Raw genomic sequence first — 24,860 nt, 5'->3', positions numbered from 1 at the left:
GCGGGACGGCCGTATTTCGCTGCCCCGCACCCGGCACCCATCAACCGCTGCGCAAGGATCAGAAATGCCCGTCTATGAATATCTCTGCAACGATTGCGGCCCGTTCACTGATATGCGTCCGATGACCGAATGCGACGATCCGCAGGATTGTCCGCAATGCGAGATGAAATCGCCGCGCGTGATCCTCACCGCGCCGGCGCTCTTCTGCATGCCAGCGGACAAGCGCAAGGCGCACGTTACCAACGAGCGGAGCAGGCATGCGCCGAAGACGCTCGATCAGTACAAGGCTAGCCACGGCGCGGGCTGTGGCTGCTGCACGACCGGCAAGAAGAAAGCGGGACGGCTCATCACGAAAAGCAGGAGCGGCGCTGTCGGCTTCCCGACCGCGCGCCCTTGGATGATCAGCCACTGACGTAGCGCGGCCGTCGCAGACTGAAAATTCAAACCAGAAAAGGGCGTTCAAATGCTTCACGGTGACATATCTTCCAGCAACGACACGGTCGGCGTCGCGGTCGTCAACTACAAGATGCCGCGCCTGCACACCAAGGCCGAGGTGCTCGACAACGCCCGCAAGATCGCCGAGATGGTCGTCGGCATGAAGCGCGGCCTGCCGGGCATGGATCTGGTGATCTTTCCGGAATATTCCACGCACGGCATCATGTATGACTCCAATGAGATGTACGACACCGCTTCACAGGTGCCTGGTGCCGAGACCGGGATTTTTGCCGAGGCGTGCCGCAAGGCGAAAGTGTGGGGGGTGTTCTCGCTCACAGGCGAGCGCCATGAGGAGCATCCGCACAAGGCGCCCTACAACACGCTGATCCTGATGAACGACAAGGGCGAGATCGTGCAGAAGTATCGCAAGATCATGCCTTGGGTGCCGATCGAGGGCTGGTATCCTGGCAAATGCACCTATGTCTCCGAAGGCCCGAAGGGCCTGAAGATCAGCCTGATCATCTGCGACGACGGCAACTATCCGGAGATCTGGCGCGACTGCGCGATGAGGGGCGCCGAGCTAATCGTGCGCTGCCAGGGTTATATGTATCCGGCCAAGGAGCAGCAGGTGCTGATATCCAAGGCGATGGCCTGGGCCAACAACGTCTACGTCGCGGTTGCCAATGCCGCGGGCTTCGATGGCGTGTACTCCTATTTCGGCCACTCCGCGATCATCGGATTCGATGGCCGCACGCTTGGCGAGACCGGCGAGGAGGAATACGGAATCCAGTACGCCGGCCTGTCGAAGAGCCTGATCCGGGATGCCCGCCGCAATAACCAATCACAGAACCATTTGTTCAAGCTGCTGCATCGCGGCTACACCGGCATGATCAATTCCGGCGAAGGCGCGCGCGGCGTCGCCGCCTGCCCCTACGACTTTTACCAGAAATGGATCGCTGATCCGGAAGGCACGCGGAACATGGTCGAGGCGCTGACCCGCCCGACGGTCGGGACGGAGGAATGCCCGATCGACGGCATTCCGAACGAGAAGTCCGCGACGAACTACTAGCCCATCTGGGGCGAGGCTTCGGTTGATTTGGGGCACCGGCTGAAGATCGGCGAGAAGGCCTACAAGGTCGCCCTCGATCGTATCCGGGGGGCCCGAGAAGCCTTAACCCAGGAGTAGCTTCGCCTCCGCTACCGAACCGCGAGGACGGTCAAGAACGACATTCTTCGATTTCCTACACGCTGCTAGACTAGCGGCCATCCGAAGAGAACGCGCAGTCCGATCATTCGGGTTGGCAGTAATCGGCTGGAATGGGCTCCTCCTCGCAACGCGCAAGCCCACCGTTTCGTCTGCCATCGTGCCTGGTCGTGGAATGAATGTGCTGGCATTCGTTCACTCCGGATGGCGTTCATCGTTTTTGCTGCCGCTCAATTGATAAAGCGGATGAGGGTGGTCAACATGATTTCATCGTGGACCACTGCCAGCGGAGGCAACCAGCATGACCTTCAAATTCAAGGAAGTGTTTTCGGGAACTCAAGCCGCGCTCGGCGCCGATCCCACGCAGGCGCAGGCTGAGTTTCATGCGCAATCTCGCCTTGGTCACGGCGTCAATAGCAATGTTGCCATTCGCCAATTCAGCGTCGCTGTCGACGAGCCGGCGGGGCTTGGTGGACAGGATAGTGCACCCAATCCCGTGGAATACATCTTGGCGGCGCTAGGCTCGTGCCAGGAGATCACTTATCGCCTTTATGCCGATGCGCTCGGCATTCCCCTGAATGGCGTGTCCGTTCAGCTCTCAGGCACGATCGATCTGCGCGGCTTCTTCAATGTCCAAGATGACGTGCGGCCGGGCTATCAGACGATCGAGGCGGAGGTTGTTTTAGACAGCCCGGCGTCCGAGGCGGACCTCAAGCGGTTGAAAGAGATCGTCGACCGTCACTGCCCGGTGCTGGACATCCTTCACAATCCCACGCCAGTGCGGCTTTCGCTTCGCCGAGGCTCGTTGAACGCCGCCGCCGAGTGAATGCGGTGATGACGGCTCGTGCCTCCTCGCGTGGAGCCTTAAGTCTGAGTCTTGGGGATCGTACAAATGAACCGTCTACTCTCTCTCGTGGTCGCAATCGCTTTCTTTGCTGCTCCAGCCCTTGCCGATCAGAAGATCAAGGTCGGAATATCCGGCGGCGACTCCGAGATCGTCTGGGCGAAAGTCAAGGAGATTGCCGCGAAGGATGGGCTCGACGTCAGTGTCGTGGTCTTCAACGACTATCTCTTGCCGAATGCGGCCCTCGACGCCGGCGAGCTGGACGCCAACGCGTTCCAACACAAGCCGTTTCTCGACAATCAGATCAAGACAAGGGGTTACAAGATCGTTCCGGTCGGAGAGACGATCGTTGCCCCGATCGGTCTCTACTCCAGGAAGGCCAAGTCCGTCGCCGAGATCGGGGAGGGCGCTTCGATCGGGATTCCGAACGATCCTTCCAATGGCGGGCGCGCGCTGCTCTTGCTGCAAGCCGAGAAGCTGATCAAGGTGAGGGACGGCGTGGGCCTGTTGCCGACCGTGCTCGACGTCATCGACAACCCCAGGAAGCTCCAGATCCGCGAGATCGACGCGGCTCAGCTCCCACGCAGCCTCGACGATCTCGACGCCGCTGTCATCAACACCAACTACGCCGTTCCAGCCGGACTTATTCCGGGCAAAGATTCGATCGCGATCGAATCCGCCGTCAACAACCCCTACAACAACTTCATCGCCGTACGTGAGCGGGACAAGGATGCACCGTGGGTACCCAAGCTGGTGCGTGCCTATCAGAACGACACCATTCGCCAACTCATCAAAGACAAGTTGCCTGGCCAGATTCCTGCGTTTTGAGGCAGGCCCTAGACGGCGGGTGCGCGAAAAGCTGCCCGGTAGAGTGCCGGGCTGGTGCCGAGGCGTGACCTGAAGTGATGCCTCATCGCGTCCGCGGAGCCGAAGCCGGTCTCGGTCGCGACGCGCTCGATCGGGATCTCTGTCGCCTCCAGGAGCTCGCGCGCCTTTGAGACGCGCGCCTGCACCACCCATTCGCCAGGCGATATCCCCGTCGCGTCCTCGAAGCGTCGGATGAAGGTGCGCCGGCTCATCCTTGCACGCGTCGCGAGACCTGCAATCGTCAGGTCGCGATCAAGATGGCGCTGTGCCCATGCGAATACCGAGCTGAGGGCGTCGCCTTCTGTCTTGCGCACCGGCTGGGGAATGAATTGTGCCTGCCCGCCGTCGCGATGTGGCGCAATCACCAGGCGCTGCGCCACCCGGTTGGCGATCTCGGCGCCATGATCACGACGCACGATGTGAAGGCACAAATCGAGCCCGGCGGCCCGGCCGGCCGAACTCATGATGTTGCCGTCCTCGACATAGAGCACGTTTGCATCAACCTGCACACGCGGATATCGCCGTGCGAGCGTCTCCGTGTGCGCCCAGTGCGCTGTAGCGTGCCGGCCGTCAAGCAACCCTGCTGCAGCCAGAATGAAAGCGCCGGCACAAATCGATGCGACGCGCGCGCCGCGCCGATGCGCTCGTCGGAGCGCATCGAGCAGCGTTGCGGGCGGGGACTCCAGGATTTCGAGCGAGCCAGGCACGATGATCGTGTCAGCTCGCGCCAATGCCCGTAAACCGATATCGGCGATGATCCTGAGGCCATTATTGGCAAGCAGCGGCCGTCCTGGACGCTCGGAGCAAACCATGACGCGGTACTGGTCGGGGGCCATGCCGAAGACCTCGACGGCAAGACCGAGCTCGAAGGCATTGACCCCATCATAGGCAAGTACGGCGACGACGCGCTTGTCGCGGGAGAGACGCGATCTGCCGGCAGCAGCGGGCGAATTTGGCATGATGTTCACGATAACCGGCATTCGTGCCACTGGTCAATGAACCATGAAAGCAACAGGTTCTCGCCTCAACCGCACCGAGCTGGCGATCGTGTCGGAATCCTGCGGGAATAGACAAGGTTCGACAGCGAGACCGTCGACGATATCGATGCCCGGATCGGAGCCGGCGGGCGACAATCTCTACTGAGGACACGACCATGAAACTGCGGCTGCTGCGTAACGCCACGTTGAAACTCAATGTCCTGGGCAGAACGATCTTGATCGATCCGTTCTTTGCTCCAAAGGGCTCGCGTCCGTCCTTCACCGGACGCGCGCCGAATCCGCTGGTCGATTTGCCTGTTAGCCCCGAGGAAATTCTTGACGGCGTCGAACTCGTCCTCGTTTCGCATCTGCATGCCGACCATTTCGATCCCGTGGCACAGTCTCTGGTGCCGAAGCATCTGCCGCTGATCTGCCAGCCGGGCGACGAGGATCAGATCCGCTCCCATGGGTTCAGAGAGGTTACACCCCTTGACGATATTGTAGACTGGCAGGGCATCCGCTTCCAACGGCGAGAGGGCAGCCATGGTCTCGGGCCGGTCGTGAAGAAGATGGGATCGGTGATGGGGTTCTCCATCACGGCAGATGGCGAACCCTCCCTCTATTGGGCCGGCGATACCGTGCTTTATCCTGCAGTCCAGGCCACGATCGTCGAAAGCCAGCCCGACATTATCGTCATCCACGCCTGCGGAGCGCGGTGGGACGGCGACCTCATCACGATGGACGCCGCGGAAGCGGTGGCGACCTGCAGGTTGGCGCGGGATGTCCTGGTGATCGCGACGCATATGGAATCTCTCGACCACGCGACCGTCACGCGCGACGAATTGAAACGATACGCGGTCGAGCAAGGCGTTCCGCCGTGGCAGCTCCTTATACCAGCGGACGGCGAGATACTAACGTTGGCAAAGGGGTTGCTTGGCAAGACGACGTCTGTGGCGGCCGACACAAACCAATGACATCAAGCCTGACAGCCATCAGGGATGGTGGCTGCCGCAAATTGAGATTGCTTCCGATCTTGGCAGCGGCGGGAACGGTCATCCTTCGACGGTGAAACGTTTTCCTCCTTAGTACAGGGAAGATGCGAATTCCTCGCTCACGAGGCGCTGCGCGGCAATTGTCTACTTGTTTAATGGATAATCTTGACGCGGTCGACGCGTCACATCTACCCTTTGAGTCTGCAATCTTTGAGGGGACGAAGGATGAGCGTCGCGCTAGAGAAAGGTGCTGCCAAAGCAGAGCGGGCCCACCAGGATATTATCATCCGGCCCTACAAGCCACTGATCGGTGCCGTGATCGAGAACATCGATCTCACCAGGCCGCTCAGCGGTCAGAATGAGCGAGATCTTTACCACGCTCTGGTGCAGCACGGCGTCATCTTCTTCCGCAAGCAGGCGCTGAGCTTCGCGCAGCATGTCGAGCTTGCCCGCGTCTTCGGGAATCCCATCCGCAAGAACATCTATCTGCCGTCGGTTGAAGGTTTCCCCGAGATCGAGGTCATTGCTCATGACGAGAACACCAAGTCTGGCGGCACTGACAATTGGCACGTCGACGTGTCCTGGCAGCGCCAACCGCCGAAGGCGACGGTGCTGCACATCAGGCAGGTGCCGCCGGGCGGCGGCGGCGACACGATCTGGGCCTCATCCACTGCGGCCTATGATCTGCTCGATCCGGACCACGCCCGCTATTTCGAGAAGCTGACGGCGGTGAACACCTTCTTTGCCGCGCCGAAGAAGGCTGCGTTGTCGGATCTGCTCACCGGCTACGCGGGAGGGGGCCAGGAGATGGCGGAAGAGGGGCTCGCGCGCATCAGAGAGGCGGCGGTCAAGTTTCCGCCGATCGAGGTTCCTGTTGTCAAGACCCATCCGGAGACCGGCCGCAAGCTGATCTTCGTCAGCGAGGCACATACCAGCCATCTGCTCGGTGTGTCCAAAACAGCAAGCCAGAGCCTCCTGAACTATCAAGACGCCCGAAGTGCAGGCCCGCTTCGAGTGGCAGGAAGGCGACGTCGCGATCTGGGACAATCGGCAAGTCCAGCATTACGCCCTGCGCGACTACGGCAAGGCGCCACGACGCATCCATCGCGTCACGTTGGAATATGACGGCGCGTTCTGATCGCTGGGCGACATCCGGCATCAGCGACACGCAACATGGGAGTTTCATATGACGACTTCATCTGAGGACTGGCCGAGCTTGCCGTCACGCCGCCGGCTATTGGGCCTCGCGGGGCTGGCCGGCATCGGCGCGCCGCTTGGGTTGATGCAGGCCGCGCGGGCCTTGCCGGTGTTCGGTTTGGGGTCTGCGACTGACTTCCAAGGCGACGTCCCGATCTGTCGCACCGCCGATGCCGGCGAGACGGCCGTCGGCCCATCGCGCCACATCCGCTTCGCTTATAACGGCACAGGCATCTGCACTGCGGCGGTGCCGGTCGCGCTGCATCGCGGCTTTTTCGCAAGGTACAATCTCGATGTCGAGTTTCTGCAGCTCGCCGGCAGCACCGATCAGATGCTCCAGGCGCTCGCAACAGACAAGGCGGACGCTGGTTCGAGCATGCTGCTCAATTGGCTGAAACCGCTCGAGCAGGGCATCGATGTCAAGCTCACCACCGGCCTGCATGGTGGCTGCACCCGTCTGTTCGTGGCCAAGAATTCCGAGATTGCGGACATCACTGGTCTGAAAGGCAAGACGATCGGAGTTTCCAGCATCTCCGGCCCGCCGCGCAATTTCTTTGCCATCCTCCTCTCCGATGCCGGACTTGACCCGCAGGCCGATGTGCAATGGCGCGAGTTTCCCGCCGACCTGCAGCTAATCGCCCTACAGCGGGGCGAAATCCAGGCCATCGCCGATTCCGACCCGAATGCCTGGCTGACCAAGCGTCGCTCCAATGGCGAGCTCGTCGAAATCGCGTCGAATTTGAGCGGTGACTACGCCGATCTGTCATGCTGCACGCTTGGTGTGCGCAGCTCTCTCTGGGCCAACGATCCGGCCGCGGTCGCGGCGCTGACCCATGCGATCCGCGACGCCGCCCACCATGTCGCCGCACATCCTGACGATGCCGCCGAAGTCTTCTCGAAATACACGCCGAAGATCGCCGTCGCCGATCTCGCCGCGATGCTTCGCGACCACACCCACAGCCATCATCCCGCGGGGGATGCGCTGCGCCGGGAGGTGGTGAAGATCACCGCTGATCTCAAGCGCGCCTCGATCATCAAGTCCGGCACCGATCCCGTCAAACTCGCCAATCGCGTGGTGGTCGATATCGCCGGCTGATCCAAAGCCTCGAGGCGCTGCCGGTGCCGCAGTCTTCCGAAACCACGGCGACTCTTTTGCGGGCCCGATGATCCGCAGGCTAGAAAACCGTCAGGAATCCCTGCGCCCCTTAGGCGACCTGCGCACGTTCGCAGGCGGCGACGTTGTAGTGCCTAGCTCGAACTGGGCGAGGGGGTCAGGCGTTTCAAGTGCCACCTTGAGAGCACCATTGAGGCATTCAATCGGTTTCCTCAGTCGGCCAATAGGTGGGCGGTGAACGACCCACGCCCTGACCTTCGGCTCAAAGTCCCGCATAGCGACGATCTTGAGCCTGTTTCGCAACCGAAAACTTTCAATCGCGGCTTTGGTTGCCAAGGTGATGCCGACCCCGCGCGCAACAAGGGAAAGCCGCAGGTCCGAGCTGAGCGCTTCGACACCGATCCGCCAGGGCAGGCGCTCCTGCTCAAGACGACGTCGAAGGACGCTACGGAAGCCGCACCCATCCTGGTTGATGATCCAGGGAAGGCCTGACACGTCGCGCAGTGTTGCAGGAGACGGCAGGACAAATGTTCGCGGCGCGACGACGAATAGCGGCTGGAGATCAATCGGATCGCCCTCGAATTCGTCTGGCGGATTGATCGCCTCCGGAAGGCAGAACGCCGCCACGTCGATCTCGCCGCGACGAAGTTGATCGAGAAGCTGTTCCGGCCATCCCGTCGTGACGCGCAAAGTAAGGTCCGGGAAAACGGTTCGGAGCCGGTCGAGCGGCGTCGTCATCGCGACCTCAGACAGATACGGGGTGATGCCGAGCCGGAATTCTCCGCCGACTGTTCTTTCTGATGACAGCCCGGTCTTGAGATCTTCGAGCACGCGCAATACGCGGCGCCCATGCTGGTAGGTTTCGCGCCCCGCTGCCGTTGGTTTGAGGGGCTTCGATGCCCGGTCGAGCAAGGCCACACCCAGCAGATCTTCCAAAGTTTGGATGCGGCGGCTGATGCCCGGCTGCGTCAGGTGCAGACGGGCCGACGCACCGACAATCGAGCCGGTTTCCACCACTGCTAGGAAGGCCTCGAGATCGCGCGTGTTCATGCGATAGCCGCATAATCTGGATGAGGATAACTGAATTGAGTCATATCAACGAGCACGCATAATGTCATCTGATAATATGCGAGTTCGATGCTAATGAGCACTCCCTCCAATTTCCGGCACGCAACGATCGCCGAGGCTGCGACGTATTGGCCACTCTGGGCTGCCTGCTTTTTTGGCTACGCTGCGATTGGCATGACGATCCACGTCATGCCCTCCTACGCCCATGATCGGTTGGGTGCGGACGCCGTTACTGCCGGCATGGCGGTGACGATTGGGTCTCTCGCCACCATGGTTGCCCGCCCGCTCGCTGGCCGCCTTGCGGACCAGCGCGGCGGGCGCGGCGTGGTCATGGCGGGCTCAATTCTCGGCTTGGCCGGTGGCCTCGGTCATCTGGTTGCGACTGGGTTGCCGGAGCTGATTCTCGCCCGCCTCGCTCTGGGAGCGGGCGAGGGCGCGCTGTTTACGGCATCCATCGGCTGGGTTCTGGCACGCGCGGAGCCTTCGCGGCGGGGCAGAATTGCCGGGCACTTTGGCCTGTCGATGTGGACCGGGCTGGCTGCCGGGCCGGTGCTCGGGGCTGCAATTTTGGCCGTGGGCAGTTATCGCAGCGTGTGGATCGCCGCGAGCACATTTCCGGCACTTGCCTCGGTATTAGTCGCGTGGACTCGACATTCGGACCGAGCTTCACTAGCGGGTGCAAGCATTCGCCGTGCCTTTCTGCCCAAGGCGGCGTGGATACCCGGCGCTTCGAACGTCTTCGCCAGCATTGGTTATGGCGTCATCGCGGCTTTCCTGGTACCCCGTTTCGAGGCTCTCCACCTTATAGGCAAGGATCTCGCGCTCGCCGCGTTCGGCATCGCCTTCATGATCACACGGTTCGTCGGCAGCCCTTCGGTCGATCGCTTCGGGGCGCGGCGCGTGATCCTGGCCGCCTTCCTTGTCGAAGCCGCGGGACTTGCGGGTCTTTATGCCGCGCATACGGCGTGGCCGGCCTTCACCTTTACGATGTTGACCGGCGCGGGGCTCTCCATGCTTTATCCGTGTCTGGCGAGCCTCGTAACGGAAGCGGCCGATCCGCGCGAACGCAGCGCGGCACTGGGCGCGGTTACGTCTGCCTGGGACCTGGGACTCGCGGTCGGCGGCCCGCTCGGCGGATTGGTGGCCGGGACCGCGAATGCCGGACCCTTTGCACTTGGCGCCGCGGCGGCGCTCCTGGCCACGATGCCTCTCCTGCTGCGGCCCAAAGATATTTTGGCTCATCAGGAGTGAAGCCCATGCCAGATCTGCTCACGCAAGACCTGCGGCTCACGGAAGATCTGGCGGCACGCTTTGCCCGGATCGCACTCGGCCATGTCACGCGCGAATATCCCAATAATCTCGATCACGCGCTGGCTGAGCCGGCAGATGCGCGCGCGCCGAACGATCTGCACCCGGTCTTTTATGGCAGCTACGATTGGCATTCCTGCGTTCACAGCTACTGGATGCTCGCCTACCTGTTGCGCCGCTTTCCCGGCTTTGCGCCGGCTGCGGATATCCGCGCCTTGTTTGACGTCCAATTCGTGCCGGAGAAAGTCGCTGCGGAATGCGCGTATTTTGCCCGCCCAACGGCTCGCGGGTTCAAGCGTCCCTATGGTTGGGCATGGTTGTTCAAGCTGATGGCAGAACTGATGGGCCATGAGCGGAGATCGTGGTCGCGTGGTCTCGCGCCTTTGGCTGAAGTGATCGGGCAACAGTTTCGGGATTTCCTGCCACGCGCCGTCTATCCGGTCCGCGTCGGCACGCATTTCAATACGGCCTTCGCATTGCGTCTGGCAGCAGACTATGCCGACGCGGTGCGGGATCCCGCATTTGCATCGCTGCTGTTGGACACCGCCCGACGTTGGTACGGCGAAGATGCCCATTGTCCGGCCTGGGGCGAACCAAGTCTGGACGACTTTCAATCGTCAGCACTCATCGAAGCCGAATGTATGCGTCGCCTTCTACCAGAAGACGCGTTCCTCCCCTGGTTCGATCGTTTCCTTCCGCAGATCGCACAGGGCGAGCCTGCGACCCTGTTCCGGCCTGCCACCGTCACCGACCGCACGGACGGAAAGATCGCCCATCTCGATGGTTTGAATTTGAGCCGCGCCTGGTGCTGGCGGTCGCTCGCGCGGGCGCTGCCGTCAAGCGATCCGCGGCGGCAGGTTGCAGAAACAGCGGGGGCGCGGCACCTGACGGCAAGCCTGCCGCACATTGCCGGTGACTATATGGGCGAGCACTGGCTTGCAACCTTCGCCGTGCTCGCCCTCGAAGTGAGGTTCTGAACTGTTCTGCCCTAAGTTTGGATGGCCGGGCCGCACCCGTGTGATGTCATTCCGGCGGGGGAGCGCGAGCGGGGGCTGGCTTGGCACGGCGTCGATCTTTCAGCGACATCGCTGCTGCCCCGCATAGTGCAAGGGCGCCGCATCGCTTCAGTGCACGCGCGTCGAAATTTGATTCTGTAACCAGCCCTCCGAAGAGAACGCCTGTCACACCGCTGGGCGAAAAATGGATTTCGCTACCATCGAATTGTGCGTCGGAGTTTGCCAAGCTGACAGCGGTCTCCAGTGAGAGGAAGTCGGCTCGATTCCATGACGGATGCGTCACTGCTTTCTGCGGCGGCAGCGACGCCGGCTGTTGTTCGCCTCCGGGCGGGTGAGCCCGTGGTGACGATCGTTGCCGACGTCGCCGAAGGGGCGGGCAGGACGACGCCCTTGCACGCACGAAGCGCGTCCCTGCGTGGCGCACTGCTCCCGTGGCTCTTACCATTCGGCTTGCTCGCGGTTTGGCAGGCTCTGTCGGCCACCGGCATTGTATCCACCGCGATTGTGCCGGCCCCGTCGGACATCTGGAATGCCGCTCGCCAGCTCGCCGCGCGGGGCGAGCTGCAGCATGACATCCTCGTCAGCCTTCGCCGTGTCGTTATCGGTTTTGGCACCGGCGCCTCGGCGGGCCTCTTGCTTGGGCTGGTTGTCGGCCTGTTCGAGCCGGCGCGCGACTTGATCGACCGCTCGTTGCAGATGATACGCACCGTCCCGCATCTGGCGCTGGTGCCGCTGATGATCCTCTGGTTCGGCATTGGCGAGGAACCACGGCTAATTCTGGTCGCCATGGGATCGCTGTTTCCGGTCTACATCAATACAGTCGGCGGCATTCGCAACGTCGATCCCAAGCTGATCGAGCTCGGCAAGTCCTACGGCCTCGGTCGTATCGCACTGGTCTGGTCCGTCGTCCTGCCGGCGGCGCTGCAACCGATCCTGGTCGGCATTCGCTATGCGCTTGGTGTCGCCTGGCTCACCCTGGTTGTCGGCGAAACCATCGCATCGCGGGACGGTGTGGGCTATCTGGTGCAGAACGCGCGCGAGCTTTTGCGCATCGACATTATTGTGCTCGCCGTCATCCTTTATTCCATCGCAGGCTGGCTATCCGATCTCATCACGCGCCTGATCGAGCGACGTCTTCTGCGCTGGCACCCGAACTACGCCGAACGGGGCAAGGCATGAGCGGCGCGGAGGTCAGCTTGCGTTCGGTCAAGAAGTCCTTCGCGGGCCGCGCGGTGCTGCATGCGGTCGATCTCGATATCGCTGCAGGCCAGTTTGTCTCGATCATCGGTCCGAGCGGGGCCGGCAAGTCCACCCTGCTGCGTCTGGTTGCCGGCCTTGAAGCGCCATCAGCAGGGCGCATTGAGCTGCACAGAGCGGGACACAAGGCCGACGTGCGCCTGATGTTTCAGGAGGATCGCCTGCTGCCGTGGCGTACCGTGCTGCGCAATGTCACGCTGGGCCTCAAGGGCCGCGACCGGGAGGCCGAGGCCATTCTTCGCGCAGTTGGTCTGGATGGTCGTGAGAACGAGTTTCCGGTTGGGCTATCCGGCGGCCAACGTCAGCGCGTGGCATTGGCGCGGGCGCTGATCCATGAGCCGGACCTGCTGCTGCTCGATGAGCCTTTCGGTGCGCTCGACGCCATCACGCGCGCAGCGATGCAATTGCTGCTGGCGAGGCTCCTTGCCGCGCGGCCACGCACGGTCGTGCTGGTGACGCACGACGTCGAGGAGGCGCTGCTGCTGTCCGATCGCGTGCTCCTGATCAAGGATGGCGGCATCGCACGGGATCTCATGCTCGATCGACCGCGTCCGCGGCATCGCGGGGACCCGGCTCTGGGCGCCCTGAAGGAAGAGCTGCTCGACGGTCTATTGACCGCTGAGGGCAGCCTGTCGGCGGTCGCTTGAGACATCACGAAAGGAACAATTGGATGATCTCGAACAGATCGATTGGCCCGCGTGCCGCCGGGATTTCGCGGCGAACCCTGGTTGCTGCATCGGGAGCGGCGCTTGTCGCGGCATCGGCCGGTTCGCGCCTCGTTTCATCGTCGTACGCTGCCGAGAGCACTCCGCCGCGGCTGACGGTGGCTGTCATCGGGGACGGACGCACCGGCGTTTGGGCTTCACTGCAGGCCGGTGCAGGGGGACGCAAGCTGGAGCAGGAACTCGGGACCAGGATCATATGGCAACCCGGCTTCACCGCCTCGCTTCCGGTGATGGAGGCCGTGAAGGCTGGATCGATCGACTTCACATTTGCGACCGCGACCGCCGTGGTGAATGCCGTTCCGGCACGCGTGCCGATCACGCCGTTGGCGGCCTATCCGCTACCCGCCAACGAGGTCGACTTTCTGGTGCAGGCGAATTCGCCGATCAAGACGGCTGCGGATCTCAAGGGCAAGAAGATCGCGCACCAGAATGGCACCACCAGCACTTACAGCCTGATCAAGTACCTGGAGACGGCGGGCTTGCGGCTTTCGGACGTTGAGGCCCTGAGCCTCAGCGGCGCCGACGCCTTCACGGCCTTTGCTCAAGGCAGCATCGATGGCTGGATCCACTGGCAGCCGGCAACCGCACTGGCGCTGGCGAAGCTCGGCGACAAGGCCCGTCTGTTGCCGAGCGTGAAGACCTATGACTACGCGTTTTACGTCGCGCGGGCCGCGGTCGCAGCGAAATACCCGCAGGTGTTCGCCAGGCTCGTGAAAATCATTCGCGAGACACAAGCCTACATTTTTGCGCATCCGGCGGAGTCCGTCGCGCTCTGGGCATCTCAAGGCGGCTTTCCGCCCAATGGAAGCGAGCAGGCGGTCTATGAGCAGCTAATCCGTGACGCCCGGTTGTCCGAGTCCGGTGCGGTCGCCCTGAAGCCCATTGACGAAGCTGCCGCGGCGTCGACGCAGGATCTTGCCGACAATTTCCAGGCGCTGGGCGTGCTGCCAAACAAGGTCGATGTCCGCTCGTTCCTGCTCGGCTCGCAATTCGATGAGGCAAAGAAGGCTGTTGCCCTGGAACTTGGAGCCTGAGGCGAGGCCGCCTGACCTCGCAACGTGGACAGCCGGTCGCGTCCTCGCCAAGGATGGAGAGAAAGCATGAATGCGCAAGTCGGCGAGACGGTTGCAATTACCTCCGCCACAATAGGTTTGTTCGGCCGCTATTTGCTGAGCGCGGGGAAGCACCATTTCATTTCCGACCAGCGCGCCGGCGCCGGCGGTCCTGGCGAGGCGATCACGGCCGGCGAGTTGCTGCTGTCCTCGCTCGGGAGCTGCTCGCTCGGACTAATCCAGAAGACGGCGGCCGAGCGAGGCATAGCTCTGGTCGACGCGGGGACCGAGGTCTCGTTCCAGCGACATGCCACTGACCCGACCCGATATGAATGGATTCGCATTGCCGTGCGCCTGTCCGGTGTGAACGCAAGCGAGGCGGAAGTGCTGGTCGGCAGCTTCACCTCGAGTTGCCCGATCTACAACACCCTCAAGCGTGGTGGGCCCATCGAGATTTCGTGGACTGTGAGCTGATCGATGTCCAACAAGAAACTTCACCTTGCCGCCTTTGTCTCCGCCGGCCCGGTCTCGGGCAGTCACGGCGGCTGGCGCCATCCGAAGGCCGAAGGCGATCTGCTTTCCGCGGGCTACTATCAGAACATCGGGCGGCTGCTGGAGCAGGGGCGCTTCGACCTTCTCTTCATCGCCGACATCGTCGCCATTCCGGATACGCTGGGCGGCAGCCTCGAGAGCCAGCTCCGCTATGGTGCGCTGGGCGCGTTGCGCCTTGATCCGCTGACGGTTCTGTCGTTCGTCGCAGCCGCGACCAAGCATATCGGCCTTGGTGCTACGATTTCCACGACTTACACCCAGCCGTACAGCGTGGCTCGCGCGCTGGCGACGCTCGATCACCTTAGTGGCGGCCGCGCCGCATGGAATATCGTTACCTCGTTTCAGGAGTCGGAAGCGCGCAATTTCGGCCTCACCGAGCAGCTCTCGCGCGACGAGCGTTACGATCGCGCTGACGAATTCCTCGATGTAACAGTTAAGCTATGGGATTCATGGCGGGACGGCGCGCTGGTTCGCGATCGTCAAAAGCCGCTGTTTGCCGATCCAACCAAGGTTCGCCGGATTGACCACGCCGGCAAATGGTTCAATGTCCGCGGTCCCCTCAATGTCAGCCGACCGCCGCAAGGACGTCCGGTCTTCATCCAGGCTGGCGCCTCGGATCGCGGCCGCGACTTCGCCGCGCGGTGGGCCGAGATCATCTTCGTGACACCGGGATTGATCGACGTCGCCGTCGAATTCCGCAACGACCTGCGGGCACGCGCCGTGCGGTTTGGCCGCGATCCTGACACGCTCAAGGTGCTGCCCGGCATTGCTCCTGTTATCGCAGAGACGGAAAACACAGCGAAGGCGCTCTGCGACGAGCTATATGGGCTCGCTCATCCTACGGCCGGTCTTTCGACGTTGTCCTATCATCTCGGTGTCGACCTGTCGTTGTTTCCGCAGGATCAGGTCCTGCCGGAAAACCTGGATGTTCCGGGCGTGCAGGGCCATTTACCGGGAGGTTGCCGAACTGACCCGTCGCTCCGGCGTGAGCCTTGCCGAACTTGGACAGCGGTACGGCGCCGGCCGCACCACGCTCGGCTTCACCGGCACGCCCGGCTCGGTGGCGGATCGCATGCAGGAATGGTTCGAGGCCGGAGCCTGCGACGGCTTCATGCTGCAGGTACCCTATTTGCCCGGCGGCGTAGAGGATGTCGTTCACCTCCTGGTGCCCGAGCTGCAACGGCGCGGCCTGTTCCGCACTGAGTATGACGGCGCGACACTGCGCGACTCGCTTGGCCTTGTCCGGCCTGCGAATTGAGCGCCATCACCATGTTTAGCGCCGTCCTCGGCTGCTCCGACGGGCAGCGGCAAGCCGCCTGGCGAGAGTTCCAGGCAGATGGGCCTGCGTCAGGTCGAGCGAGACGGCAGATCCAGAAGCAGCCGTCGTGCCATCGCCTGGGGCGACCTGCGCGACGACTTTGCGGGCTGGACCATGTCGGAAATCGTGACCGTGTCGAGCACATCTGAAAGAGCATCGCGCGCTGCGGTCATCACGATGCGGATCGCGCAGGCTTTGACGTCCTTGCAGTCGCGGCATGGCTTGAAAGCCGTCCGGCTGGCGCAGGCGATAGGCGCCAGCGGCCCGTCCAGCACGCGGATCACGGCGCCAACCTGAATTTCGCGTGGCCGTCGCGCCAGCGCATAGCCGCCGCCCGGACCCTTCCGGCTGATCACGAGGCCGGCCTTCCTGAGGTCTCCCAGGATCGCATCGAGGAACTTCTTTGGGATGTTGTGGGCCTTGGCGATCTCGCTGGCCTGCGCAGTCTTATCCATCTCCAGCGTCGCCAGATGTAGCATGGCCTTGAGGCCGTATTTTCCGCGAGCGGTCAGCATGAAATCCAGACGGGTAGGGACTCTGAAGTCCGTTGAGAGGTGGCTATTCCATAGAATCGATCTATTCAAGAAGCAGATGTGGCTATTTGGATACAAAAAGCGAAGATAATACCCCGGCGTCGGATCGGATCTTGAGCTCCTGTCGATCATATCCGACCGGCTCGGCGCGGTATTTGGGTCACTGATCCCGCGAACGGATTAGTATATACAACCAATAGACTATCGCTCTGAATGCGGCCTTCCGTCAGCTTTGGGCGTGGTGAGGCCAGCTTGGGGCTCCACCGCGGACATGCCATGATCGTTGCTTTGGCCGTGACGGGCTCTGCGATCGGTTGCCGACGCAGTTGTCATCGAGCTTGTTCGATGCACGTGAGGACCGTTGTCGGCCTGCATACACGTTGAAGCGCGCCTGACCGCGCTTGCGATCTGCATGTCGGCGTCGATTGCATCAACTATTCCGCAAGACGCATTAGCTTCAAAAGCATTGGCCTATGTTCGCCGCGCAATTTGACATGGACACCAAACTACGTGCCCCATTACGTTTCGTACTCAAGTCGCTGCAGCGAAAATTGCAATCGCTGACGACCATCATTCAGGCCTGTCGCAACAGAGATCAGAGTAGAGAGAACATATGACCTTTCGTCCACTGCATGATCGCGTAGTCATCCGGCGTGTTGAGGAGAGCGCCAAAACCAAGGGTGGCATCATCATTCCCGACACGGCGAAAGAAAAGCCGCAAGAGGGAGAGGTGATCGCGGTCGGTAGTGGCGCACGCGACGAGACCGGTAAGCTGCTTCCATTGGATGTGAAGACAGGTGATCGCGTCCTGTTCGGAAAGTGGTCCGGTACCGAAGTCAAGATCAACGGTGAAGACCTCTTGATCGCCAAGGAATCCGACATCCTCGGCATCATCGGCTGATCTTATTGCTGCCGCTTCGCCGCGGCTGGTGCGCGCAAGTGCAACGGTCCTGCGTGGGCCCCGACACTCCAACAGTTTCGCAAGGAGATTTCATTTCATGGCTGCCAAAGACGTAAAATTCTCGGCCGATGCGCGCGAGCGGTTGCTGCGCGGCGTCGATGTCCTCGCTAACGCGGTCAAGGTGACGCTCGGTCCAAAGGGCCGTAACGTCGTCATCGAGAAATCGTTCGGTGCGCCGCGCATCACCAAGGACGGTGTGACGGTAGCCAAGGAAATCGAGCTCGAGGACAGGTACGAGAATCTCGGCGCCCAGCTCCTGCGCGAAGTCGCGTCCAAGACCAACGATCTCGCCGGCGACGGCACCACTACGGCGACCGTGCTGGCCCAGGCCATCGTGCGGGAGGGAGCCAAGGCGGTCGCCGCCAGTCTCAACCCGCTCGACTTGAAGCGCGGCATCGATCTGGCGGTTGCGGAAGCGATCAAGGATATCGAGAAGCGGGCCAGGAAGGTGCAGTCTTCTGAAGAGGTCGCGCAAGTCGGCACCATCTCCGCAAATGGGGACGTCGCCATTGGCAAGATCATCGCGAATGCGGTCAAGAAAGTAGGCAATGACGGCGTTATCACGGTCGAGGAAGCAAAGAGCCTGGACACCGAGCTCGACGTCGTCGAGGGGCTCCAGTTCGACCGCGGGTACCTGTCGCCTTACTTCGTCACGAACGCCGATAAGCTGCTCGTCGAATTCGAGGATCCCTATGTTCTGATTCACGAGTCCAAGTTGAACTCGCTGCACCCGCTTCTGCTGGTCCTCGAGGCCGTCGTACAGACGGGCAAGCCGCTTCTGATCATCGCCGAGGACGTCGAGGGCGAGGCGCTGGCGACACTGGTCGTCAACAAGTTGCGGGGCGGCTTGAAGGTCGCCGCCGTGAAGGCGCCGGGCTTTGGCGACCGTCGCAAGGCGCTGCTGGAGGATATCGCGACCCTGACCGGCGGCCAGACCATTTCCGATGAGCTCGGCATCAAGCTGGAAAGCGTCACGCTATCGCAGCTCGGTCGCGCCAAGCGCATCCGGATCGACAAGGAGAACACAACGGTTGTCGGCGGCGCCGGGAAGCGCAAGGACATCGACAGCCGCATCGCCCAGATCAAGGCGCAGATTGAAGAGACCACTTCGGATTACGACCGTGAGAAGCTGCAGGAGCGGCTGGCGAAGCTGTCGGGCGGCGTTGCCGTCATTCGCGTTGGCGGTGCCACGGAGATCGAGGTCAAGGAAAAGAAGGACCGCGTCGATGATGCGCTCAATGCCACCAGGGCGGCAATAGCAGAAGGCATCGTGCCGGGCGGCGGCATTGCATTGCTGCGCGCCAAGTCCGCCATCGGCAAGCTCACTCATGCCAATCCGGACGTGCAGGCCGGCATCAACATCGTGTTGAAGGCGCTTGAAAGCCCGATCCGCCAGATTGCCGAGAATGCCGGGGTCGAAGGCTCCATCGTGGTTGGCAAGGTTCTGGAGCACAGGTCGCCGACTTTCGGTTTCGATGCCCAGGCCGAACAATATGTCGACCTGTTCGAGGCCGGCATCGTCGACCCGGCCAAGGTGGTCCGGACGGCGCTTCAGGACGCAGCCTCCGTCGCTGCGTTGATCGTGACCACGGAAGCGCTGGTCACCGAACTTCCCAAAGACAAGGCAGGCTCTTCGGCTCCTGGAGCGGCGGGAGAGTTCTGAGATGATGAGGCGACGCGGGGGGACCGTCGCTCTGTCATCTTGGAGCTAACTGACTGTCGCGTGGCCGCAAGATGATCACGCCATCTCGGGCGGGCCACGCGACAGCCTCTCTTCGATCCCGGGATCGCAGCGTACAAGGTGTCGACGGAGCGACCGGCGACACCGCTGGTCCATGCTCCGCGCCGGAAGCTGGATCGGTGCTCCAACCAGCCGGCGCGCGGAGTGCATCGATGGGATCACCTCTGCGGTTCGGCGTCTGGGCGCTCACCCATGGCGCCTGGGCCTCGCGCCACCATCCGCTTGATCCGCCCGATGCCTCATGGAGGCGCAATCGCCGGCACATCCTGGAAGCCGAGGCGCTGGGATATGAATCAACGCTGCTCGCCCAGCACATCATTCACCCGAGCGGTGACGACCAGGACCTGCTGGAGAACTGGACGGGGGCGGCGGCGCTTGCTGGCCTCACCAGCAGGATCGAACTCATCGCCGCGATCAAGCCGCTGCTGGTGCATCCGGTCGTGCTGGCCAAGATGGCACTGCAGATCGAGAATATCAGCGCGGGTCGTTTCGGCATCAATCTCGTCAATGCCTGGTACCGCCCGGAGCTTGAGCGGGCAGGCATCGGCTTCCCTGCGCATGACGACCGCTACGCTTATGGCCGGGAGTGGATTGAGATCGTCGAGGCCCTCATGGCCGGGCGACGCGTTGATTTCCGTGGCCGACATTTCAATGTGGACTCCTATCAGTTGCGACCGGCGGACCAGTATCGTAGCCGGCCCACCATCTATCTCGGCGGTGAGTCCGAGGCGGCGCGCGCGCTCGCCGCTAGCAGCGCAGACATCTATTTCATGAACGGCCAGCCGCTCGAGGACATCCGTGCCCTGATCCAGGATGTCGCGCGCAGGCCGCGGAAAGGAGCGCCGATCTGTTTCGGCATGTCGGCCTTTGTGGTTGCCCGCGATACCGACGCCGAGGCGCAGGCCGAACTAGGGAATTTGTTTGCCATCTCCGAACAGGACAAGCCGACCCGCGCACGGCTGGTCGCCAATGCCGATCCGGAAGCCCAGATGTTCAAGACGGCGGCCAAGGAGGCGAGGGTCGGAACCAATGGCGGGTCTTCGGCCCGTTTGGTCGGGAGCTATGACACCGTCGCCAAGCGCATTCTCGACTTTCACGCCATCGGCGTCGAGCTCTTCATGCTGCAGTTTCAACCTGTCGAGGACAACATGCGGCGCTTTGCCGAGCATGTGATCCCGCGCGTGCGTCGCCTGCAGGCGCGCGCGGCGTGAGCGCGGAATGCGGTAGCGCGGCTGGTCGGGAGCACCGTATGACAATAGCGAGATTGAGGTCGGACACATGAGCGCAGCGCAAGTGAACCACAGCTTGGCCGAACGCGTGGAAGATGCGACACCGCCCGAGATCGAGGCGCTGGCCCGGCGCTATGGTCAGCAAAGGCCCGATGTCCACAGAGCCTGGAATAGTGTGCTGACAGGCTTGCTGGCTCATCGTTCGATCCGCGCTTATCTGCCGGACAAGCTGCCTGAGGGCGCGCTCGAGGCGATCGTCGCCGCCGCACAGTCGGCGGCCTCATCCTCGAACCTTCAGACCTGGAGCGTCGTCGTTGTCGAAGACGAGGCGCGCAGGGCGCGGCTCTCGGACTATGCAGGCGGGCAGGCGCATATCCGGCAAGCTCCGCTTTTCCTGGTGTTTCTATCCGATCTGTCGCGCATCGAACGGCTCGCGGGCGAGGCGGACCGGCCCGTCGAAGGCCTTCGCTACCTCGAGACCTTTCTGATTTCGGCGATCGATGCGGCACTTGCCGCTCAGAACGCCGTGGTTGCATTGGAGTCGCTTGGTCTTGGTGCGGTGTATATCGGCGCGTTGCGAAACAAGCCGAATGAGGTTGCCCGCGAGCTCGGTCTGCCGCCGCATGTCGCGCCAGTGTTCGGTCTTTGTGTGGGCTATCCGGATCCGGCCGTCCAATCCGCGGTGAAGCCGCGGCTGCCGCAACGGGTCGTGGTCCATCGCGAAACCTATCAAGCGCGGCCACGGGACGAGGGCATCGCCGTCTATGACGAGTTGCTGCGGCAATTTCAGGTCTCGCAGGGTTTGCCCGCGGTGGGATGGGTCGAGGCTGTGCTCAAGCGATTGGGCAGCGTTCAGGCGCTCAACGGCCGTGACAGGCTGCAGGCGGAGTTGAAGGCCCTTGGATATGAGCTGCGGTAATATGGCATGACGATTAGCCGACGAGGTTTTCTGACCGCGTCTGCCGGCGGCCTTCTGCTGCCGGGCAGCGGCGACTGGGCACGAGCAGCAGACGATAGTCCCCGATATGGTGGGCGGCTCTCCTTTGTCATCCATCCCGAGCCGACCACGCTTGTCTGCTTCAATACCACCGAGGGGCCGGCAATCCAGGCAAGCAGCAAGGTGGTCGAGGGGCTGCTGAGCTATGACTTTGGCCTTAATCCAAAACCGCAGCTTGCGACATCATGGAGCGTCAGCGAAGACGGGCTGCAATATCGCTTCGAGCTGCGGCGTAACCTCAAATGGCACGACGGCAATACATTCACTGCCGCCGACGTGGTCTATTCGCTCGGTCTGTTAAAATCGGCGCATCCGCGCGGCCGCACGACCTTCTCCAACCTGCAGGATGCGCGTGCCGCCGGTGACCATGCGGTTGTCTTGACCCTGTCTAAACCGGCGCCCTATCTGCTCTATGCCCTCGCAGCAGGAGAATCGCCAATTCTTCCGCGGCATATCTATGAGGACAAGGGCGACCCGCTGCAGAACCCCAACAACCGCGCGCCAATAGGGACCGGCCCTTTCATCTTCAAGGAATGGGCGCAGGGCAGCCACATCAGCTATGTCCGCAATCCCGATTATTGGGATCCGCCGAAGCCTTACCTGGACTCTCTGCTGGTGCGGATCATTCCGGACGGCGCGGCGCGTGCGGTTGCATTCGAGACCGGCGAGCTCGACATCGGCGGCTCAACGCCGGTATCCCCGCTGGATCTGGAGCGTTTCCAGGGTTTGGCTCAGCTTGGATTGGAAACCCGGGGTTATGAATACGCGCCAACACTCTACGGCCTCGAGTTCAATCTCGATAATCCCTATCTGAAGAACCTGCAGGTCAGGAAGGCCATTGCGCATGCGATCGATCCGGCCGTTGTGCTCAATGTCGCCTGGTACGGGCTGGGCGAGCCGACCGTCAGCATCGTCAGTCCGACGCTGAAGCGGTTCTACAATCCGGACGTGACGACTTATGCTTACGACCCCAAGAAGGCCGCGCGGCTGCTCGATGAGGCCGGCTATCCGCTGAAGGGGCGCTGGCGGTTTGCGCTCACCCATGATTTCCAGCCCTTCGGCGAGAATTTCAAGCGCACCGGCGAAACCGTCAAGAGCGCGCTGGCCGCCGTGGGTATCGATGTCACAGTCCGGGGGCAGGATTTTCCAAGCTATCTGAAGCGGGTCTATTCCGATCGGGACTATGACTTCACCAATCACCCCTTCACCAACATGTTCGATCCGACGGTCGGCCTGCAGCGTTTCTTCACCAGCGACAACTACCGCAAGGGTGTCGCCTTCACCAATGCCAGCCATTATTCGAACCCTGAGGTCGATCGGCTGTTTGCAGAGATTGCAGTGGAAGCGGATGTGGGTAAGCGGAAAGCCCTGATCGATCGCTTTCAGGAGATCGTGGCGGATGAACTTCCTGTTCTGCCGCTGATGCTTAGCAAGCCGGTCACCGTGTATAACCGCCGCGTGGTCGGCCACACCATGGATGGAACGGGTGTGCAGGGCAATTTTGCCAATGTCTGGCTCCGCGCCTGACCCGCTGCCTTGGGTCAGGTTGAATTGAGGTCGGCGTGGTGGCAGGCGACGCGCCGGCCTTGGGCGTGACCGCGCAACTCTGGATCCCGGCGTCTGCAGATATCGGTCGCGATCGGACAACGCGGCTGGAACCGACAACCGCTGCCGGCCGCCCGCGGATCCGGCAAGTCACCGGGCAGCGGCGCTGCATAACGACGGCGCTCCGGGTCCGGGACGGCATCGATCAGCGCCCTTGTGTAGGGATGCAGCGGCATCTGCCAGATCTGCTCGTGGCTGCCGCTCTCGACGATGCGGCCGAGATACATCACGAGCACGCGATCGGCGAGATAGCGCACCACCGAGAGATCGTGCGAAATGAACAGCAGTGACAGATCGAGGCTGCGCTTGAGCTCTGCGAGCAGGTTGAGGATCTGCGCCTGGACCGACAGATCGAGCGCGGAGACCGGCTCGTCACAGATGATCAGGTCGGGGCCGAGGATCAGCGCCCGCGCAATGCCGATGCGCTGGCGCTGACCGCCCGAGAATTCGTGCGGATAGCGCGCTGCGGCATCGGGCGGCAGACCGACGCGGATCAGAATATCCTCCACGCGTTTCCGCCGCTCGGAGCGCGTGCCGATGGCGTGGACATCGAGGGGGGCTGTGAGAATCTCGCCGATGGTCTGGCGCGGATTGAGGGAGGCGAAAGGGTCCTGGAACACCATCTGCAGCCGGCGCCGATGCGCGCGGAACGAACGCTCCGGCAGCGCCGTGACGTCGGTGCCGTCGAATTCGATCCGCCCGGCGGAGGGCTCGACCAGGCGCAGAATGCTCTTGCCGAGCGTCGACTTGCCGCAGCCGGATTCGCCGACAAGGCCGACGGTCTCGCCGCGCCTGATGTCGAACGAGACCCCATCCACCGCGTGGAATGCCGTTCCGCCGGAATTGTAGGTTGTGCGGAGCTCAGAGACCGACAGCAACGTCATGGATCCGGTCCTGTGTCTCTGTGGTGAGCGCGACGTGGCATGCAACGCGCCGTCCCTCGCTTGCTATCTGTTCATCGGGAAACTGCGTCCGGCAAAGCGCCCGCCGATCCGGACAGCGCGGCGCGAACGGGCATCCGCGCTCATTCAGCGCCGAAGCGATGCTGCCGGCAATCTCGGAAAGGCGACCTTGGCGGTAGTGAAGCCTGTCATGAAGCCGTGGCGATGCCGCGAGCAGGCCTCTTGTGTAGGGATGCAGTGGACGCGCAAACAGCGCGTCGGGCGGCGCTTCCTCGACCTTGCGTCCGGCATACATCACCACGACGCGGTCGGCCCATTGCCCGACCAGGCCGAGATCGTGGGTGATCAATAGCAGCGAGAGCGACAGCTCGCGGCGCAGGCGGTCGAGCAATTCGAGCACCTGCGCCTGAATGGTTACATCGAGCGCCGTCGTCGGCTCGTCCGCGATCAGAAGCTTCGGACGGCACGCGACCGCCATCGCGATCATGACGCGCTGGCGCATGCCGCCCGATAGCCGGTGCGGGTGGTCGTCGAGGCAGCGATCGGGATTTGGGATGCGGACGAGGTCGAGGAGCTCGGCGGCCTCGCGGAGTGCCTGGGCTTTCGAGAGCCCACGGTGCAGGCGCAGCACCTCGCCGATCTGCCGCCCGACGGTCAGCACCGGATTGAGCGAAGTCATCGGCTCCTGGAAGATCATGGCGATGTCGCGGCCGCGACGCCGCCGCATCTCCATCTCCGGCAGCGCGATGAGATCATCGCCGCTGAGCAGGACTTGCCCTGTGACGATACGAGCGCTTTTGGGCAGCAGCCGCATCAATGCCAGGGCGGTCAACGATTTGCCCGAACCGGATTCGCCGACGATGGCCAGCGTTTCGGCCACAGCGACGCTGAAGCTGAGATCGCGGACGGGGGTTGCGTTCGGAAATCCGATCGTCAGATTGTTGATCTCGAGTAGCGGTGCCACGG

General features: G+C 62.4%; 24 protein-coding genes and 1 pseudogene. 20 read left to right on the top strand and 5 right to left on the bottom strand.

The features are described from left to right. Window positions 1-64: 64 nt before the first annotated feature. The 4 genes from P6U23_RS24430 (at window position 65) to P6U23_RS24415 (ending at window position 3,311) form a co-directional block, all read left to right on the top strand. On the top strand, window positions 65-412 hold the full coding sequence (locus P6U23_RS24430; protein ID WP_407175108.1) for an FmdB family zinc ribbon protein: 348 nt from the start codon (window positions 65-67) through the stop codon (window positions 410-412). A 51-nt stretch (window positions 413-463) separates the two neighbouring features. After that, window positions 464-1,504: an aliphatic amidase gene (locus tag P6U23_RS24425; protein WP_407175107.1), complete on the top strand. Its 1,041-nt coding sequence runs from the start codon at window positions 464-466 to the stop codon at window positions 1,502-1,504. A gap of 436 nt (window positions 1,505-1,940) precedes the next feature. Continuing rightward, window positions 1,941-2,465 (top strand): OsmC family protein, encoded by a 525-nt coding sequence (locus P6U23_RS24420; protein WP_407175106.1) that lies wholly within the window; start codon window positions 1,941-1,943, stop codon window positions 2,463-2,465. Between the two features lie 66 nt (window positions 2,466-2,531). Next, window positions 2,532-3,311 (top strand): MetQ/NlpA family ABC transporter substrate-binding protein, encoded by a 780-nt coding sequence (locus P6U23_RS24415; RefSeq protein WP_407175105.1) that lies wholly within the window; start codon window positions 2,532-2,534, stop codon window positions 3,309-3,311. An 8-nt stretch (window positions 3,312-3,319) separates the two neighbouring features. Here P6U23_RS24415 and P6U23_RS24410 read toward each other — a convergent pair whose 3' ends face one another. Further along, window positions 3,320-4,309 carry a helix-turn-helix domain-containing protein gene (locus P6U23_RS24410; protein ID WP_407181564.1) on the bottom strand — a complete coding sequence of 330 codons (990 nt, stop codon included), beginning with the start codon at window positions 4,307-4,309 and terminating at the stop codon, window positions 3,320-3,322. 254 nt (window positions 4,310-4,563) lie between these two features. Here P6U23_RS24410 and P6U23_RS24405 point away from each other — a divergent pair, with 254 nt between their 5' ends. The 4 genes and pseudogenes from P6U23_RS24405 (at window position 4,564) to P6U23_RS24390 (ending at window position 7,612) form a co-directional block, all read left to right on the top strand. Further along, a complete protein-coding gene (locus tag P6U23_RS24405; protein WP_407175104.1) occupies window positions 4,564-5,301 on the top strand; it encodes an MBL fold metallo-hydrolase in 738 nt (245 codons plus the stop codon). 243 nt (window positions 5,302-5,544) lie between these two features. After that, window positions 5,545-6,240: pseudogene (locus tag P6U23_RS24400) on the top strand (TauD/TfdA dioxygenase family protein); the annotation flags it as partial. Between the two features lie 76 nt (window positions 6,241-6,316). After that, entirely contained in the window at window positions 6,317-6,457 is a 141-nt protein-coding gene (locus P6U23_RS24395) for a TauD/TfdA dioxygenase family protein (protein ID WP_407175103.1), read from the top strand. 48 nt (window positions 6,458-6,505) lie between these two features. Further along, window positions 6,506-7,612: an ABC transporter substrate-binding protein gene (locus tag P6U23_RS24390; protein WP_407175102.1), complete on the top strand. Its 1,107-nt coding sequence runs from the start codon at window positions 6,506-6,508 to the stop codon at window positions 7,610-7,612. Between the two features lie 90 nt (window positions 7,613-7,702). Here the strand turns inward: P6U23_RS24390 and P6U23_RS24385 are convergent, their stop codons facing one another. Continuing rightward, complete coding sequence (locus P6U23_RS24385) at window positions 7,703-8,680, bottom strand: LysR family transcriptional regulator (protein ID WP_407175101.1); 978 nt, start codon at window positions 8,678-8,680, stop codon at window positions 7,703-7,705. 192 nt (window positions 8,681-8,872) lie between these two features. Between P6U23_RS24385 and P6U23_RS24380 the strand changes: the two genes are divergently transcribed. The 7 genes from P6U23_RS24380 (at window position 8,873) to P6U23_RS24350 (ending at window position 15,811) form a co-directional block, all read left to right on the top strand. Next, the gene (locus tag P6U23_RS24380) at window positions 8,873-9,949 is read left to right on the top strand and encodes an MFS transporter (protein ID WP_407175100.1); all 1,077 of its coding nucleotides are present in this window, start codon (window positions 8,873-8,875) and stop codon (window positions 9,947-9,949) included. Window positions 9,950-9,954: 5 nt separating this feature from the next. Beyond that, complete coding sequence (locus tag P6U23_RS24375; protein WP_407175099.1) at window positions 9,955-10,983, top strand: DUF2891 domain-containing protein; 1,029 nt, start codon at window positions 9,955-9,957, stop codon at window positions 10,981-10,983. A 306-nt stretch (window positions 10,984-11,289) separates the two neighbouring features. Further along, window positions 11,290-12,201, top strand: a complete 912-nt coding sequence (locus tag P6U23_RS24370; RefSeq protein WP_407175098.1) for an ABC transporter permease subunit — start codon at window positions 11,290-11,292, stop codon at window positions 12,199-12,201. After that, a complete protein-coding gene (locus P6U23_RS24365) occupies window positions 12,198-12,926 on the top strand; it encodes an ABC transporter ATP-binding protein (protein WP_407175097.1) in 729 nt (242 codons plus the stop codon). Before P6U23_RS24370 ends, P6U23_RS24365 begins: the two co-directional genes overlap by 4 nt. Before the next feature lie 23 nt (window positions 12,927-12,949). Further along, entirely contained in the window at window positions 12,950-14,038 is a 1,089-nt protein-coding gene (locus tag P6U23_RS24360; protein WP_407175096.1) for an ABC transporter substrate-binding protein, read from the top strand. 66 nt (window positions 14,039-14,104) lie between these two features. Continuing rightward, window positions 14,105-14,530, top strand: coding sequence for an OsmC family protein (locus P6U23_RS24355; RefSeq protein ID WP_407175095.1), 426 nt, complete (start codon window positions 14,105-14,107; stop codon window positions 14,528-14,530). A 3-nt stretch (window positions 14,531-14,533) separates the two neighbouring features. Beyond that, the gene (locus tag P6U23_RS24350; RefSeq protein WP_407175094.1) at window positions 14,534-15,811 is read left to right on the top strand and encodes an NtaA/DmoA family FMN-dependent monooxygenase; all 1,278 of its coding nucleotides are present in this window, start codon (window positions 14,534-14,536) and stop codon (window positions 15,809-15,811) included. A gap of 144 nt (window positions 15,812-15,955) precedes the next feature. On the opposite strand, the gene P6U23_RS24345 is transcribed toward P6U23_RS24350, so the two are convergent. After that, window positions 15,956-16,441 carry an RrF2 family transcriptional regulator gene (locus P6U23_RS24345; RefSeq protein ID WP_407175093.1) on the bottom strand — a complete coding sequence of 162 codons (486 nt, stop codon included), beginning with the start codon at window positions 16,439-16,441 and terminating at the stop codon, window positions 15,956-15,958. A gap of 631 nt (window positions 16,442-17,072) precedes the next feature. Here P6U23_RS24345 and groES point away from each other — a divergent pair. The 5 genes from groES (at window position 17,073) to P6U23_RS24320 (ending at window position 22,914) form a co-directional block, all read left to right on the top strand. Continuing rightward, entirely contained in the window at window positions 17,073-17,360 is a 288-nt protein-coding gene (groES, locus tag P6U23_RS24340; RefSeq protein WP_407175092.1) for a co-chaperone GroES, read from the top strand. Window positions 17,361-17,457: 97 nt separating this feature from the next. Then, entirely contained in the window at window positions 17,458-19,083 is a 1,626-nt protein-coding gene (gene groL / locus P6U23_RS24335) for a chaperonin GroEL (protein ID WP_407175091.1), read from the top strand. A 230-nt stretch (window positions 19,084-19,313) separates the two neighbouring features. Then, window positions 19,314-20,372 carry an LLM class flavin-dependent oxidoreductase gene (locus P6U23_RS24330; protein ID WP_407175090.1) on the top strand — a complete coding sequence of 353 codons (1,059 nt, stop codon included), beginning with the start codon at window positions 19,314-19,316 and terminating at the stop codon, window positions 20,370-20,372. 67 nt (window positions 20,373-20,439) lie between these two features. Further along, window positions 20,440-21,309: an NADPH-dependent oxidoreductase gene (locus P6U23_RS24325; RefSeq protein WP_407175089.1), complete on the top strand. Its 870-nt coding sequence runs from the start codon at window positions 20,440-20,442 to the stop codon at window positions 21,307-21,309. 6 nt (window positions 21,310-21,315) lie between these two features. Beyond that, window positions 21,316-22,914 (top strand): ABC transporter substrate-binding protein, encoded by a 1,599-nt coding sequence (locus tag P6U23_RS24320; protein ID WP_407175088.1) that lies wholly within the window; start codon window positions 21,316-21,318, stop codon window positions 22,912-22,914. A gap of 14 nt (window positions 22,915-22,928) precedes the next feature. Here P6U23_RS24320 and P6U23_RS24315 read toward each other — a convergent pair whose 3' ends face one another. Both P6U23_RS24315 and P6U23_RS24310 read right to left on the bottom strand, forming a co-directional pair. After that, a complete protein-coding gene (locus tag P6U23_RS24315; protein WP_407175087.1) occupies window positions 22,929-23,876 on the bottom strand; it encodes an ABC transporter ATP-binding protein in 948 nt (315 codons plus the stop codon). After that, complete coding sequence (locus P6U23_RS24310) at window positions 23,854-24,858, bottom strand: ABC transporter ATP-binding protein (protein ID WP_407175086.1); 1,005 nt, start codon at window positions 24,856-24,858, stop codon at window positions 23,854-23,856. The genes P6U23_RS24315 and P6U23_RS24310 overlap by 23 nt, the downstream gene beginning before the upstream one ends. Between the last annotated feature and the right edge of the window lie 2 nt (window positions 24,859-24,860).

Source organism: Bradyrhizobium sp. STM 3562 (assembly GCF_045571435.1).
Taxonomy (GTDB): Bacteria; Pseudomonadota; Alphaproteobacteria; order Rhizobiales; family Xanthobacteraceae; genus Bradyrhizobium.
The sequence above is the reverse complement of the archived record's forward strand: the minus strand, read 5'-3'. Positions and strand labels throughout refer to the sequence as shown.

Bases quoted from the DNA above. Each gene is read 5' to 3' on its own strand.
- P6U23_RS24430 (WP_407175108.1), top strand. From the start codon at position 65: ATGCCCGTCTATGAATATCTCTGCAACGATTGCGGCCCGTTCACTGAT.
- P6U23_RS24425 (WP_407175107.1), top strand. From the start codon at position 464: ATGCTTCACGGTGACATATCTTCCAGCAACGACACGGTCGGCGTCGCG.
- P6U23_RS24420 (WP_407175106.1), top strand. From the start codon at position 1,941: ATGACCTTCAAATTCAAGGAAGTGTTTTCGGGAACTCAAGCCGCGCTC.
- P6U23_RS24415 (WP_407175105.1), top strand. From the start codon at position 2,532: ATGAACCGTCTACTCTCTCTCGTGGTCGCAATCGCTTTCTTTGCTGCT.
- P6U23_RS24410 (WP_407181564.1), bottom strand. From the start codon at position 4,309: ATGCCAAATTCGCCCGCTGCTGCCGGCAGATCGCGTCTCTCCCGCGAC.
- P6U23_RS24390 (WP_407175102.1), top strand. From the start codon at position 6,506: ATGACGACTTCATCTGAGGACTGGCCGAGCTTGCCGTCACGCCGCCGG.
- P6U23_RS24385 (WP_407175101.1), bottom strand. From the start codon at position 8,680: ATGAACACGCGCGATCTCGAGGCCTTCCTAGCAGTGGTGGAAACCGGC.
- P6U23_RS24380 (WP_407175100.1), top strand. From the start codon at position 8,873: ATGACGATCCACGTCATGCCCTCCTACGCCCATGATCGGTTGGGTGCG.
- P6U23_RS24375 (WP_407175099.1), top strand. From the start codon at position 9,955: ATGCCAGATCTGCTCACGCAAGACCTGCGGCTCACGGAAGATCTGGCG.
- P6U23_RS24370 (WP_407175098.1), top strand. From the start codon at position 11,290: ATGACGGATGCGTCACTGCTTTCTGCGGCGGCAGCGACGCCGGCTGTT.
- P6U23_RS24365 (WP_407175097.1), top strand. From the start codon at position 12,198: ATGAGCGGCGCGGAGGTCAGCTTGCGTTCGGTCAAGAAGTCCTTCGCG.
- P6U23_RS24360 (WP_407175096.1), top strand. From the start codon at position 12,950: ATGATCTCGAACAGATCGATTGGCCCGCGTGCCGCCGGGATTTCGCGG.
- P6U23_RS24355 (WP_407175095.1), top strand. From the start codon at position 14,105: ATGAATGCGCAAGTCGGCGAGACGGTTGCAATTACCTCCGCCACAATA.
- P6U23_RS24350 (WP_407175094.1), top strand. From the start codon at position 14,534: ATGTCCAACAAGAAACTTCACCTTGCCGCCTTTGTCTCCGCCGGCCCG.
- P6U23_RS24345 (WP_407175093.1), bottom strand. From the start codon at position 16,441: ATGCTGACCGCTCGCGGAAAATACGGCCTCAAGGCCATGCTACATCTG.
- groES (WP_407175092.1), top strand. From the start codon at position 17,073: ATGACCTTTCGTCCACTGCATGATCGCGTAGTCATCCGGCGTGTTGAG.
- groL (WP_407175091.1), top strand. From the start codon at position 17,458: ATGGCTGCCAAAGACGTAAAATTCTCGGCCGATGCGCGCGAGCGGTTG.
- P6U23_RS24330 (WP_407175090.1), top strand. From the start codon at position 19,314: ATGGGATCACCTCTGCGGTTCGGCGTCTGGGCGCTCACCCATGGCGCC.
- P6U23_RS24325 (WP_407175089.1), top strand. From the start codon at position 20,440: ATGAGCGCAGCGCAAGTGAACCACAGCTTGGCCGAACGCGTGGAAGAT.
- P6U23_RS24320 (WP_407175088.1), top strand. From the start codon at position 21,316: ATGACGATTAGCCGACGAGGTTTTCTGACCGCGTCTGCCGGCGGCCTT.
- P6U23_RS24315 (WP_407175087.1), bottom strand. From the start codon at position 23,876: ATGACGTTGCTGTCGGTCTCTGAGCTCCGCACAACCTACAATTCCGGC.